This is a genomic window from Rhodococcus sp. NJ-530 (assembly GCF_003860625.1).
Lineage (GTDB): Bacteria > Actinomycetota > Actinomycetes > Mycobacteriales > Mycobacteriaceae > Rhodococcus_F > Rhodococcus_F qingshengii.
On record NZ_CP034152.1, the window covers coordinates 3741978 to 3754665 of the forward strand.

General features: G+C 62.5%; 13 protein-coding genes. 6 read left to right on the forward strand and 7 right to left on the reverse strand.

From position 1 onward, the window contains the following. Nucleotides 1–48 precede the first annotated feature (48 nt). Nucleotides 49–537 (reverse strand): hypothetical protein, encoded by a 489-nt coding sequence (locus EHW12_RS17330; RefSeq protein WP_042453564.1) that lies wholly within the window; start codon nt 535–537, stop codon nt 49–51. A gap of 127 nt (nt 538–664) precedes the next feature. Here EHW12_RS17330 and EHW12_RS17335 point away from each other — a divergent pair, with 127 nt between their 5' ends. The 4 genes from EHW12_RS17335 (at nt 665) to EHW12_RS17350 (ending at nt 4995) form a co-directional block, all read left to right on the forward strand. Beyond that, a complete protein-coding gene (locus tag EHW12_RS17335) occupies nt 665–1276 on the forward strand; it encodes a heme-copper oxidase subunit III (RefSeq protein WP_007730060.1) in 612 nt (203 codons plus the stop codon). 64 nt (nt 1277–1340) lie between these two features. Then, nucleotides 1341–2192 carry a cytochrome c gene (locus EHW12_RS17340; protein ID WP_003941682.1) on the forward strand — a complete coding sequence of 284 codons (852 nt, stop codon included), beginning with the start codon at nt 1341–1343 and terminating at the stop codon, nt 2190–2192. Further along, a complete protein-coding gene (locus tag EHW12_RS17345; protein WP_007730058.1) occupies nt 2189–3331 on the forward strand; it encodes a ubiquinol-cytochrome c reductase iron-sulfur subunit in 1143 nt (380 codons plus the stop codon). The genes EHW12_RS17340 and EHW12_RS17345 overlap by 4 nt, the downstream gene beginning before the upstream one ends. Before the next feature lie 59 nt (nt 3332–3390). After that, complete coding sequence (locus EHW12_RS17350) at nt 3391–4995, forward strand: cytochrome bc complex cytochrome b subunit (RefSeq protein WP_007730057.1); 1605 nt, start codon at nt 3391–3393, stop codon at nt 4993–4995. Between the two features lie 149 nt (nt 4996–5144). On the opposite strand, the gene EHW12_RS17355 is transcribed toward EHW12_RS17350, so the two are convergent. After that, the gene (locus EHW12_RS17355) at nt 5145–5441 is read right to left on the reverse strand and encodes an antibiotic biosynthesis monooxygenase (protein ID WP_020908105.1); all 297 of its coding nucleotides are present in this window, start codon (nt 5439–5441) and stop codon (nt 5145–5147) included. A gap of 66 nt (nt 5442–5507) precedes the next feature. On the opposite strand from EHW12_RS17355, the gene EHW12_RS17360 reads away from it, so the two are divergent. Then, nucleotides 5508–5897 carry a DUF3224 domain-containing protein gene (locus EHW12_RS17360; protein WP_030537047.1) on the forward strand — a complete coding sequence of 130 codons (390 nt, stop codon included), beginning with the start codon at nt 5508–5510 and terminating at the stop codon, nt 5895–5897. Nucleotides 5898–6006: 109 nt separating this feature from the next. Here the strand turns inward: EHW12_RS17360 and EHW12_RS17365 are convergent, their stop codons facing one another. Both EHW12_RS17365 and EHW12_RS17370 read right to left on the reverse strand, forming a co-directional pair. After that, nucleotides 6007–6423, reverse strand: a complete 417-nt coding sequence (locus EHW12_RS17365) for a cytochrome c oxidase subunit 4 (RefSeq protein ID WP_003941723.1) — start codon at nt 6421–6423, stop codon at nt 6007–6009. Between the two features lie 39 nt (nt 6424–6462). Further along, entirely contained in the window at nt 6463–7527 is a 1065-nt protein-coding gene (locus tag EHW12_RS17370; RefSeq protein ID WP_007730054.1) for a cytochrome c oxidase subunit II, read from the reverse strand. 319 nt (nt 7528–7846) lie between these two features. On the opposite strand from EHW12_RS17370, the gene asnB reads away from it, so the two are divergent. Continuing rightward, nucleotides 7847–9772 carry an asparagine synthase (glutamine-hydrolyzing) gene (gene asnB, locus EHW12_RS17375; protein WP_003941790.1) on the forward strand — a complete coding sequence of 642 codons (1926 nt, stop codon included), beginning with the start codon at nt 7847–7849 and terminating at the stop codon, nt 9770–9772. 63 nt (nt 9773–9835) lie between these two features. Here asnB and EHW12_RS17380 read toward each other — a convergent pair whose 3' ends face one another. From EHW12_RS17380 to EHW12_RS17390, 3 genes are all read right to left on the reverse strand, one after another. Next, nucleotides 9836–10813, reverse strand: a complete 978-nt coding sequence (locus EHW12_RS17380; protein WP_003941700.1) for a carbohydrate kinase family protein — start codon at nt 10811–10813, stop codon at nt 9836–9838. 196 nt (nt 10814–11009) lie between these two features. Continuing rightward, the gene (locus EHW12_RS17385; RefSeq protein ID WP_007730053.1) at nt 11010–11360 is read right to left on the reverse strand and encodes an iron-sulfur cluster assembly accessory protein; all 351 of its coding nucleotides are present in this window, start codon (nt 11358–11360) and stop codon (nt 11010–11012) included. A gap of 150 nt (nt 11361–11510) precedes the next feature. Then, the gene (locus tag EHW12_RS17390; protein ID WP_050655816.1) at nt 11511–12578 is read right to left on the reverse strand and encodes a glycerate kinase; all 1068 of its coding nucleotides are present in this window, start codon (nt 12576–12578) and stop codon (nt 11511–11513) included. Between the last annotated feature and the right edge of the window lie 110 nt (nt 12579–12688).

A 12688-nucleotide genomic window follows, 5' to 3' on the forward strand; every position in this document is an offset into this window, starting at 1 on the left:
CCCTCGCAGCCTAGTCAGTGAGGTAACGAGGAAACCGAATAGGGCCGCTCAGGACTTTCTGCGACCGCGTTTGGGCGGCGCCTCCACAAGTATCGGGGGCTGGAGCGCGTCCCACCCGGCGACCGAACCACCGAGTCGCTGCGCCAGACCGGCCATTCGTGACCGCTCCTGGGAGCAATGCAGGGCGTCAAGCACCTGGACACGCTCGAAGACGACGCGAACCGAATTCTCGACCACCGGAGTCACGTCCTCGGGCCGACTCGAGCCTCGCACATATCCGTCCTGGGCGACGATGCTCTCGGCATCGGCTACCGAGCCCTCCGGGAGGTCGAGATGATGCCGCAGAACCACTTCGGACTCCGCCCTGAACTCCGGCTCGGTGGAGGCGGCACGTTCGAGAGCCGTCGAGCTCGCCTCGGCGTCGTCGAAGCCTTCGGCAACGACGACCAGATCCGACCGCCCTGCATCGAGCGGTGTCGGAATCTTCGTGCCGAAAATTCTCAGGAACCACGGTCTACTCTTGTGTGTAGCTGCCATCGCGCCAGCATATTCCGACCACGCCACCAGCGCGTTCGCCGCCCGATCCCGCGAACTCGAGCCGAGCGACGCGCCGATGGTGGACCCGAGTGGTCGTCTCTTACGACGAAGCGTCATACTTCTGTCTGTGACGAGCGCAGTAGGGACTTCAGGATCGGCAATCACCCAACGCGTGCACTCGCTGAACCGGCCGAATATGGTCAGCGTTGGCACCATCGTGTGGTTGTCAAGTGAGCTCATGTTCTTCGCAGGGCTCTTTGCCATGTACTTCGTGGCACGAGCTCAGGCGAACGGAAATTGGCCGCCGGAGCCAACCGAATTGAACCTTTATCTGGCCGTGCCGGTGACCTTGGTGCTTATCGCATCTTCGTTCACCTGCCAGATGGGTGTCTTCGCGGCTGAGCGTGGCGACGTCTTCGGACTTCGTCGCTGGTACACCATCACCTTGGTCATGGGGGCGTTCTTCGTCGCCGGCCAGGGTTACGAGTACTACCACCTCGTGCACGAGGGCACCACGATTTCGAGCAGCGTGTACGGCTCGGTGTTCTACATGACCACCGGCTTCCACGGTCTGCACGTCATCGGCGGTCTCATCGCCTTCGTCTTCTTGATCGCACGTACCCGGGTCAGCAAGTTCACGCCCGCCCAGGCCACCGCCGCGATCGTTGTTTCGTACTACTGGCACTTTGTCGACATCGTGTGGATCGCGCTGTTTGCCACGATTTATTTCATCCGTTAATCAGCTGTACGCCCCAGGCAGCCCCTGACGTCCAGTTCCGTCCCGACATACCAAAGGGATACAGATGAGTTCATCCCCCCCTCCCGCATCCGATAACTCAGCGAATGCCGCGAAGTCGCGTCGCCAGCGGAAAATCCGCCGGCGCGTCACTGGCGCGCTCGTATTGATGATGGGATTGATCAGCGCAGGTTTCCTCGCTTCGGCGTTGACACCAGCTCCGCAGGTTGCGACCGCCAGTGACGATTCAGCAGCCCTGATTCGTGAAGGCAAGCAGCTGTACGACACGTCATGCATCACGTGCCACGGCGCGAACTTGCAGGGCGTGCAGGACCGCGGTCCCAGCCTCATCGGCGTCGGCGAAGCAGCCGTGTACTTCCAGGTCTCCTCTGGTCGTATGCCGGCAGCTCGCAACGAGGCCCAGGCTGCACGCAAGGACCCCAAGTTCGATGCTGCGCAGACCGACGCCCTCGGCGCTTTCATCCAGGCCAACGGCGGCGGCCCGACGCTCATCCGCGACGAGAACGGCGAAATCGCCCAGTCCTCGCTGCGCGGTGGCGACGTCGGACGCGGCAGTGAGCTCTTCCGGCTCAACTGCGCGTCGTGCCACAACTTCACCGGCCGCGGTGGCGCACTGTCCTCGGGCAAGTACGCCCCGGTCCTGGATCCGGCCAGCGAGCAGCAGATCTACGCTGCCATGGTTACCGGTCCCCAGAACATGCCGAAGTTCTCGGATCGTCAGCTGACGATCGAGGAGAAGAAGGACATCATCGCCTACGTCAAGTCGTCGGGCGAGTCGAAGGACCCCGGTGGGTACGGGCTCGGTGGCCTCGGTCCGGCCTCTGAGGGTCTCGCCATGTGGGCCGTCGGAATCATCGCTGTCGTCGGTGCAGCATTGTGGATCGGAGCAAGGTCATGAGCGACGCTGGCCAGCATGGCGGCGATACGCCTAAGAAGTACACAGATGAAGAGCTCGACGCGATGTCACGCGACGACCTGGTCAAGCTGGGTACCAATCTCGATGGCGTCGATGTCGTCTACCGCCGTGATCGTTGGTCGGTAAAGGGCACCAGGGCGGAAAAGCGCGCCGAGCGCAACGTCGCCTTCTGGTTCGGCCTCGCCGGCGTTTCGGCGATCGCGTTCATCGCGATCTACCTGTTCTGGCCCTGGGAGTACGCAGGCGCCGGTGACGAGAACTACGGCAAGTACAGCCTGTACACCCCGCTGATCGGCTTGACCATGGGTCTGGCGATCCTCGGCGTCGGCATCGGTGCCGTTCAGTTCACCAAGAAGTTCATCCCCGAAGAGGTCTCGATCCAGGACCGCCACGACGGTGGTTCCACCGAGGTCGATCGTCGCACGATCGTCGCCGAGCTCGGCGACACCCTCGAGACGTCCACCCTCCCCCGCCGCAAGGCCATCAAGCGCAGCTTGATGTTCGGCGGCGGCGCACTCGGCGTCATGATGGTCATGCCCCTCGGCGGACTCATCAAGAACCCGTGGGCCAAGGGCGACGACTCACCTCTGTGGGTGTCCGGCTGGACCCCGAACTACCCGGGCGAGACCATCTACCTGCGTCGTGACACCGGCCGTCCCGAGGACATCGTCCTCGTTCGCCCGGAAGATCTCGATGCCGGTTCGATGGAAACGGTCTTCCCGTTCCGCGAGTCCGACCGTGGCGACGAGCACGCTCTGCTCGCAGCACTGCGCGGCATTCGTAACTCGGTGATGCTCATCCGCCTTCGCACGGAAGACACCGCGCGTGTCACCAAGCGTAAGGGCCAGGAAAGCTTCAACTACGGCGATTACTTCGCCTACTCGAAGATCTGCACCCACCTGGGTTGCCCCACCTCGCTCTACGAACAGCAGAGCAACCGTATTCTGTGCCCCTGCCACCAGTCGCAGTTCGACGCACTGACCTACGGCAAGCCGATCTTCGGTCCCGCTGCTCGCGCACTTCCGCAGTTGCCTATTACAGTGAACGAAGAGGGCTTCCTGGTCGCCGACGGTGACTTCATCGAAGCACTCGGCCCGGCATTTTGGGAGCGTCGACCGTGACCACAACAACAACCAAACCGTCCAAGATCAGCGCGGCAGCGGCTGGACAAGCGGAGGCTATGGACTCCCGCTACCACCTCGCCGCAGGCATGCGCCGGCAGATCAACAAGGTCTTCCCGACGCACTGGTCCTTCATGCTCGGCGAGATCGCGCTCTACAGCTTCGTGATCCTGCTGATCTCCGGTGTGTTCCTGACGCTGTTCTTCGATCCGTCGATGGCACACGTCGTCTACCAGGGCGCATACCAGCCGCTTCGTGGTGTCACGATGTCTCGCGCCTACGAGACGACCCTGAACATCTCCTTCGAGGTGCGCGGCGGTCTCTTCGTTCGCCAGATTCACCACTGGGCTGCACTGATGTTCGCGGCGTCGATCATCGTTCACCTCGCTCGCATCTTCTTCACCGGCGCCTTCCGTCGCCCGCGTGAAGCGAACTGGGTCATCGGCTGCCTGCTGCTCATCCTGGCGATGTTCGAAGGCTTCTTCGGTTACACCATCCCCGACGACCTGCTCTCGGGCACCGGCCTCCGCGCCGCCTTCGGTGGTATCACGATGAGTATCCCGATCGTCGGTACCTGGATGCACTGGCTGATCTTCGACGGCGACTTCCCCGGCGACCTCATCATCCCGCGTCTCTACGTCGCTCACGTGCTGCTGTTCCCGGGCATCATCCTGGCTCTGATCGCCGGCCACCTCGCGTTGGTCTGGTACCAGAAGCACACGCAGTTCCCCGGCCCCGGCCGTACGGAACAGAACGTCGTCGGCGTCCGCATCCTCCCGGTCTTCGCGATGAAGGGTGGCGCGTTCTTCGCCATGACCTTCGGCGTGCTCGCACTGCTCGGTGGTCTGTTCCAGATCAACCCCGTGTGGAACATCGGTCCGTACAACCCGTCACAGGTCTCGGCAGGTTCCCAGCCCGATATCTACATGATGTGGACGGACGGCCTTGCTCGACTGTGGCCGGCGTGGGAGATCTACCTGTTCAACCGGTACACGATCCCTGCAGTGTTCGCCGTCGCCCTGATCATGGGCCTCGTCTTCGCACTGTTGATCGCGTACCCGTGGATCGAGAAGCGTCTCACCGGAGACGACGCTCACCACAACATCCTGCAGCGCCCGCGCGACGTGCCGGTCCGTACCGCTATCGGTGCGATGTCCATCGCGTTCTACCTGGTGCTCACGATCTCCTGCATCAACGACATCATCGCGTACCACCTGCACATCTCGCTGAACGCAATGACGTGGATCGGCCGTATCGGCATGGTCATCCTTCCGCCCATCGCGTACTTCGTGACGTACCGGTTCTGCATCGGCCTGCAGCGCAGTGACCGTGCAGTCCTCGAACACGGCATCGAGACCGGCATCATCAAGCGGATGCCGAACGGCCAGTACATCGAGATCCACCAGCCGCTCGGCCCCGTCGACGAGCACGGACACCCGATCCCGCTCGAGTACCAGGGTGCTGCTGTCCCGAAGAAGATGAACAAGCTCGGCCTCGCCGGCAAGCCCGGTAGCGGTAGCCTGATCACCGCTGACCCAGTCGAGGAGAGCGAGGCTCTCGAAGCCGCTCATCACGAAGCTGAGCACGAGCAGCTTCAGATCCTTCTGGACTACCAGAACCGAACCAACGGCAAGTCCGATGGTTCAAGTGGAGAACTCCACTAAGAACGTCAGTTGACCAGTGAGGCCCCGAACCGGATTCCGGTTCGGGGCCTCACTCGTTCTCTGAGCGATTCAATATGGACAACCTCCAAGTGGGCACCACTCCCCCGGTTCGTCGTCTGAGCGCCGACAACAGCAGGCACTACGCTTTGCTAGACCTCGAGCACAGTCGAATAGTGCTCCACCGTCGGGAACGGCTCGTAGAAGTGATGGAGAAGTTCTCGCCACTTCTCGTATCCCGTGGACTGACGGAAGCCGATGGTGTGTGACTCCACGTCTTCCCACTCGACCAGCAGGAGATATCGCTCCGGTGATTCCAGGCAGTGCGAGAGCCGCAGCCTGATGAATCCGGGAACCTCGGAGATGATGGTTCGGGCCACGTCGAATGCGGCCTCGAAACGCGCTGACTGCGACGGATCGACCTGCAGGACGGCATGTTCGAGAATCATCTACGGAGTGTTGCACGTTCTCGGGAGTCCCCTCGAGGCGTTGTCGCCTGGTGAGATACTCGGACCATGACATCCCATGCACGCGGCACCTTCGAGATCGATCTTCGCCCCGCCGATCCTGAGCTCTCCGGACGCGTCGGACGCTTCGAGTTCGACAAGACGTTCATCGGCGGCGTCGAAGGCACGTCGTCCGGCCTGATGCTGTCCGCGGGCGATCCGACAGCCGGTGCAGCGGGCTATGTCGCTTTGGAGTTTGTCACGGGGCAGGTCGACGAAGCTGTGGGATCGTTCGCCCTGCAGCAGTTCGGTCAGATGATCGACGGAACGCAGAAGCTTCTGTACGAGATCGTGCCGGGGTCCGGAACCGGCGAGTTGAAGGGCATCGCAGGCACTCTCGAGCTCGAGGTCGTCGACGGTCTGCACCGCTACGACCTCGAATACTCGCTCCACGATTGACAGAGAGCGGTTGTTGACAGGGACCCTCCTACCACCGAAACGTACATAAACGACAACAGAGGCGCCGTACCCGGGTGGGTGCGGCGCCTCTGTTCGAGTGCGGGTGAAACTAGTGCTTCTCGGGTCCGGTGTAGTACTCGAACACCAGGCCTGCGGCTGCGGCGAGCACACAGACAACTGCGACTGCGATGAGCCACGGCTGGAAGTACGCCAGCGACACTGCCGCGAGTGCAGCAGCAGCGGCAAGCAGGATCGGCCAGAAGCTACCCGGGCTGAAGAAGCCCAGTTCTCCTGCACCGTCCGAGATTTCAGCGTCGTCGTAGTCCTCGGGACGGGTGTCCAGACGACGGGCGACGAAGCGGAAGTAGGTACCCACGATGAGCGTCAGACCTGCAGACAGGACGATGGCCGTCAGTCCGGCCCACTCGATACCTGTGCGTGACAGAGCGGTGAACACTCCGTAGATGATCGCGACGAGAATGAAGAACATCGTCAGGATCTCGAAGAGCTTGGCTTCGATCTTCATATCAGCACTTGTCCTTGTTCAGTGAAGAGGCTGGCCGGCTCAGTTGCCTGCAGTGGCGACGGTTGCCTGACGGTACTCGCGGTCGGTGTTGAACGGCGTGGTCGACGTAGCCACCGGCGACTGACCGATTGCCTGCAGAGCCTCGGCGGTCGTCAGACCACCCTTGCCCTCCGCGTCACCCTTGCGCAGTTCGATGTACTTGGCGAAGTCCTCCGGCGAAACCGCACGAACCTCGAAGTTCATCATCGCGTGGAACGTGCCACACATTTCTGCACAACGCCCGACGAACGCGCCTTCCTTCTCGATCTCACTGATCTGGAAGATGTTGTCCGAGTGGTTCTCCTTGGGGTTCGGGAGAACGTCACGCTTGAACAGGAACTCGGGCACCCAGAATGCGTGGATGACGTCCGAGGAAGCGAGTTCGAACTGGATTCGCTTGCCGGTGGGCAGAACGAGGATCGGGATCTCCTGGCTGGAGCCGACGGTCTCGATCTTGTCGTAGTGCAGGTAGCTCAGGTCCTCGGTGCTGTTGCCGTGGATCGGGCCGGGAACTTCTTCGCCGTGATCGTTCACAGTGGAGCCCTCGGTCTTGGCAGCCTCTTCGGCCTCGACGTCGATTCCGTTGTACTTGGCGGAACCGTCACCGAACTCGATGGAGCGGTAGCCGAACTTCCAGTTCCACTGGAAGGCCGTGACGTCTACAACGACGTCAGGGTTGTCCGTCTTGTCCAGAACATGGTTCTGAACGATGACGGTGAAGTAGAAGAGAACCGCGATGATGACGAAGGGAACTGCCGTGTAACCGAGTTCGAGCGGCACGTTGTATGCCGTCTGACGCGGGAATTCCGGCGAGTCCTTCTTCTTACGGTGGAAGATGACGGCCCAGAAGACCAACCCCCACACCAGCACACCCATGACGAGGGCGGCTACAACCGACCACGTCCACAGCTCACGCATGCGCGTCGCCTCCGGGGTGATGCCCGAAGGCCACCCGAAACGAAGCACTTCGTTGTCGATGGAGCAACCCGACAGCAGCAAGGCAGCAATGCCCAGAGATACTGCCAGCCCCGCTCGCCGAAGGATCCGACCTTGCGCCACGTTCACGCCTTCCTGATCGCCACAAAATTCAACTAGGGCATGCCCGGAGGGAAGGCCCAATTACTACGCAGCGTAGACCAAAGCCGGGCGCTATCCATCCTCGGGTCCTCGCCCGTGTCGCGGCGGACGTCACACAGCTCTCTCAGGTGCTGCTCAGGAACGGCTCAGGTCGTTTCGGCGACGCACATCACGTCGATTCGTTCCGCCGCGATCGGCAGGGACGTCGATCTGCGGCATACTTTCGTCAAGAGTTCGTTGACCTCTCCCCGACACTCGTGTCCGGGAGCCTTCTGTACAAAAATTCTGAATCGAGGAACCGGACGCTGTGTGTGGACTGCTCGGGCTACTGACATCTGGCGGAACCAGCGAGGACGCCGTCTCGCGGGTCGACCAGGCGATGCATTGCCTTCGTCACCGCGGGCCGGACGAACACGGGACGTGGAACGACGATCACCTCGTCTTCGGGTTCAACCGCCTGGCGATCATCGACATCGCTCATTCCCACCAGCCGCTGCGTTGGGGCCCACCGGAGAACCCGGAGCGTTATGCGCTCACGTTCAACGGCGAGATCTACAACTACTTGGAGATCCGCGCCGAACTGGTCAAGGACCACGACGCCAAGTTCTTCACCGAGGGCGACTCCGAGGCCATCGTCGCTGCATTCCACTACTGGGGTGAGGACGCGGTCCGGCGCCTGCGCGGAATGTTCGCGTTCGCGATCTGGGACACCGACACACGCGAGCTGTTCATCGCGCGCGATCCGTTCGGGATCAAGCCGCTGTTCATCGCGACCGGCGCCGGCGGCACCGCGTTCGGCAGCGAGAAGAAGAGCCTGCTCGAACTCACCGATCTGATCGGCATCGGTACCGAGCTGGATCCGCGTGCCATCGAGCACTACACCGTTCTGCAGTACGTACCGGAGCCGGAAACACTGCACAAGCAGATCCGCCGCCTGGAGTCGGGCAGCTTCGCTCGGGTGCGTCCGGGCGAGGAGCCCACGTTCACGCGGTATTTCACGCCGAAGTTCCCGGCCAAGCCTTTTGCACCTGGCACCGAGAAGGCGCGCTACCAGGAAATCGCCGAGGCACTCGAGGATTCGGTCGCCAAGCACATGCGTGCCGACGTCACCGTCGGTTCGTTCCTGTCCGGCGGTATCGACTCCACGGCGATCGCGGCGCTGGCGATGCGCCACAACCCCAACCTGATCACCTTCACGACCGGTTTCGAACGTGAGGGCTATTCCGAGGTCGACGTCGCTGCAGAATCTGCCGCAGCGATCGGCGCGAAGCACGTCGTCAAGGTGGTCTCCCCCGCCGAGTTCGCCGCTGCCATTCCCGAGATCGTCTGGTACCTCGACGACCCGGTAGCCGATCCGGCATTGATTCCGCTGTGGTTCATCGCGAAGGAAGCGCGCAAGCACGTCAAGGTGGTGCTGTCCGGCGAGGGTGCCGACGAGCTGTTCGGCGGCTACACGATCTACCGTGAGCCGTTGTCGCTCAAGCCTTTCGAGTACCTCCCCAAGGGATTGCGTCGAGCTGCAGGCAAGTTGTCCGAACGCATCCCGGACGGCACTCGTGGCAAGAGTCTGCTCAACCGCGGTTCCTTGACGCTCGAGGAGCGCTACTACGGAAATGCTCGTAGCTTCAACGACGCTCAGCTCCGCGCCGTCCTGCGCGATTTCCGCCCGGAGTGGACTCACCAGGACGTCACTGCGCCGATCTACGCGCAGTCACGGGACTGGGATCCGGTTGCGCGGATGCAGCATCTCGACCTGTTCACCTGGCTGCGCGGCGACATCCTCGTCAAGGCAGACAAGATGACGATGGCCAACTCGCTGGAACTGCGTGTGCCGTTCCTCGATCCCGAGGTCTTCGACGTCGCGTCACGCGTACCGCTCGATCAGAAGATCACGAAAGACACGACCAAGTACGCACTGCGCCAGGCCCTGGAAGGCATTGTGCCGCACCATGTTCTGCACCGTGCGAAGCTCGGATTCCCGGTTCCCCTACGCCACTGGCTGCGCGGCACCGAACTCTTCGACTGGGCACATCTGCAGATCGAGGAGTCGGGTACCGACCACATCTTCGACAAGCAGGCCGTCGTGAAGATGCTCAACGATCACCGCGAGGGCGTGTCCGACCACAGCCGACGCCTCTGGACCGTCCTGACCTTCATGGTCTGGCACGGAATCTTCGTGGAGAAGCGCATCGTGCCGCAGATCCAGGAACCGGTGTACCCGGTCAATATCTAGGCCTTCGGCCCCGTGAGCGGTTAGGGAGTCTCCGAACTCCTCAACCACTCACGGGGCGGAGCCCTACTTCGGCAGGATCGTCGCGATCTCGTCCGCTGCCGCGCTGCCGTATGCGTCGGTAAGGCGCTTGAGTGCCTCGTCGCGATTGAACACCCACTCCTGCGTTCCCACGGTCTCGAGAATCAACACAGCGACCAAAGATCCCAACTGTGCAGCACGCTCGAAGCTCAGACCGGCGCCGTGTGCGAGCAGGAACCCGGCGCGGAAGCCGTCACCAACGCCCGTCGGATCCACCTTGCCGGTCTCGGGCACTACATCGACGCGCACCCAATTGCCTTCGGCGTCAACAATTTCCACACCCTTGGAGCCGAGGGTGGTGACACGGATGCCGACCTGCGCGCGGATCTCTTCCTCGCTCAGACCAGTCTTCTGCTGAAGCAGACCCCACTCGTACTCGTTGGTGAACAAGTACTTCGCGCCGTGAATGAGCGCCTTGGCCTCGTCACCGGACAGGCGGGCAAGCTGCTGCGACGGATCCGCTGCGAACGGAATCCCGAGCAGACGGCATTCGTCGGTATGGCGAACCATGGCCTCGGGGTCGTTGGCGCCGATCAGCACCAACTCGACTGCGCCTGCAGTCTTGGCCACTGCCGCGAGTTCGATCTCGCGAGCCTCGCTCATCGCACCGGGGTAGAACGACGCGATCTGCGCCATGTCCTCGTCGGTGGTGCACACGAAACGCGCCGTATGTGCCTTGTCCGAGATACGGACCGCGCTGCAGTCGACGCCGTTGTCCTCGAGCCACGTGCGGTACTCGGCGAAGTCGGCACCGACTGCGCCGACGAGTAGCGGGGACCCACCGAGCACGCCCATGGCGTAAGCGATGTTGCCGCCGACACCACCGCGGCGAATCACGAGATCGTCGACCAGGAAACTCAGCGAAACGTGGGCGAGCTGATCGGCGAGGAGCTGATCGGCGAAGCGGCCGGGGAAGCGCATCAAGTGGTCGGTGGCGATGGAACCGGTTACCGCAATAGTCACGGATCGTGGCCTTTCAGCGAAGTGAGTACAAGAATGAAAGAGGAGCAAAAGTTCACGTTACCGCCCGTAGCGCCGTCATCGGCGTCCGAGCTGTCGGATCGGAACGGTCTACGTACGAGTCACCACAAACAACTGACGCGAAACCGAATGTCGGTTCCGCGTCAGTTGTTCGTGAATTGAGTTGTGATCGACAGACTCAGTTGAACGAGTCACCGCAGGCGCAGGAGCCTGTTGCATTGGGGTTGTCGATCGAGAAGCCCTGCTGCTCGATGGTGTCGAGGAAGTCGATGGACGCACCTTCGACGTACGGCGCGCTCATCCGGTCGACAACCAGATTGACGCCGTTGAAGTCGACAGTGAGGTCACCGTCGAGCGTGCGGTCGTCGAAGAACAGCTGGTACTTCAGTCCGGCACAGCCGCCGGGCTGCACTGCAATACGCAGCGCGAGGTCGTCGCGACCCTCCTGATCGAAGAGTGCCTTCGCCTTGGCGGACGCGGCCTCGGTCATCTTGACGCCGTGGGTGGCGGTCTCGTTCTGCACAGTCATGGGCTCTCCCTAATGTTCGTACCAACCCGTGAACGCTTCAACGGTACGCCGCTGCCGACTTATTCCCGCCAGTCCTTTACCGGGTGCGATTCGTCTTCATCCTATCCGGTCTTCCCGACACGGCAACGGCGCGTCGACGCTTGTGGATCCTCAGCTCCGGACGCCGCGCCAGATGTTCCACTCGCGTGCCGTGTGTTCGGCGAGTCCCTCGAGACACGCCGACGCTTCCTCCATCGCACGTTCCACCGACCCGGCGAAATCCGTCACCGACTTCGCCGCGACTATCGAGGTCGACGCATAGTCCGCCTCGTCGAGCGTCACCTGGCCGGCAAAGACGAGCGTCGGAACGCCGTGTGCTGCCCCCGCCGAAGCGAGCGTTGTGACGAGTTTGCCGCGCAGAGATTGGTGGTCGAACTTGCCTTCGCCCGTGATCACCAGGTCAGCGGAAGCCAGTAGCGCGGCTTGTCCGGTGCGATCCGCGACGACGTCGGCCCCGGATCGCCGCTGTGCACCGAGCGCAAAGAGCGCGGCACCGATACCACCCGCGGCGCCGGCACCCGGAAAATTCGACACTCGTTTTCCGGTGACGGACTCCAACTGTTCGGCCCATCTCGCGTTCCGCGCTTCGAGGACAGCGACGGCTTCGGCGTCGGCACCCTTTTGCGGGCCGAACACCGCTGCCGCACCGTGCTCCCCGAGAAGTACGTGTTCGACGTCGGTGGCGGCGAACAACTGAGTGCCTGCCGTAGCCGCCGCTGCAACCTCCAGGCCGCCCAGCGCCTCCACCAGTCCACGTCCCCCGTCGGTGCAGCAACTCCCACCGAGTCCGACGACAACCGTCTTCACGCCTGCCTCGAGCGCGACAGCGATCAGCTCTCCCACACCGAGACTGTGCGCGGCGAGTGCAGTGTCCCGCGTCGGCGGACCTCCGAGCAGGCCGAGCCCGACGGCCTCGGCGGACTCGATGTACGCCGTGTCCGAATCGAACAGCCACGTGGCGTCGACGGCGGCGGTCAAAGGCCCGGACACCCGTGCAGTCCGGATGTCGCCCCCAGCCGTGGCCAAGACGTCGACGAAACCCGGCCCACCGTCGGATTGTGGCGCGGTGACAACGTCGTCTTCGGGTCGGCCACGTCGCCAACCGGCAGAAATGGACTCAGCCGCCTCGACGGCCGTCAACGTCTCACCAAACGAATCTGGAGCAACTATTACCCGCATAGCCGAAGTCTAAGAGTCCCGAATGACCCCGATGTTTCACGATCTCGCGCGTTTCAGTGCCTCGGGCGATCGGGTTTTTCAGAAAGACCGAGGTCGGTTTCCCAGACCGT

Excerpts from the sequence above, each read along its gene's own strand:
- EHW12_RS17385 (WP_007730053.1), bottom strand. The coding sequence starts at position 11,360 with ATGACTGTGCAGAACGAGACCGCCACCCACGGCGTCAAGATGACCGAG.
- EHW12_RS17365 (WP_003941723.1), bottom strand. The coding sequence starts at position 6,423 with ATGAAGATCGAAGCCAAGCTCTTCGAGATCCTGACGATGTTCTTCATT.
- EHW12_RS17330 (WP_042453564.1), bottom strand. The coding sequence starts at position 537 with ATGGCAGCTACACACAAGAGTAGACCGTGGTTCCTGAGAATTTTCGGC.
- EHW12_RS17360 (WP_030537047.1), top strand. The coding sequence starts at position 5,508 with ATGACATCCCATGCACGCGGCACCTTCGAGATCGATCTTCGCCCCGCC.
- EHW12_RS17355 (WP_020908105.1), bottom strand. The coding sequence starts at position 5,441 with ATGATTCTCGAACATGCCGTCCTGCAGGTCGATCCGTCGCAGTCAGCG.
- EHW12_RS17345 (WP_007730058.1), top strand. The coding sequence starts at position 2,189 with ATGAGCGACGCTGGCCAGCATGGCGGCGATACGCCTAAGAAGTACACA.
- EHW12_RS17340 (WP_003941682.1), top strand. The coding sequence starts at position 1,341 with ATGAGTTCATCCCCCCCTCCCGCATCCGATAACTCAGCGAATGCCGCG.
- EHW12_RS17390 (WP_050655816.1), bottom strand. The coding sequence starts at position 12,578 with ATGCGGGTAATAGTTGCTCCAGATTCGTTTGGTGAGACGTTGACGGCC.
- EHW12_RS17350 (WP_007730057.1), top strand. The coding sequence starts at position 3,391 with ATGGACTCCCGCTACCACCTCGCCGCAGGCATGCGCCGGCAGATCAAC.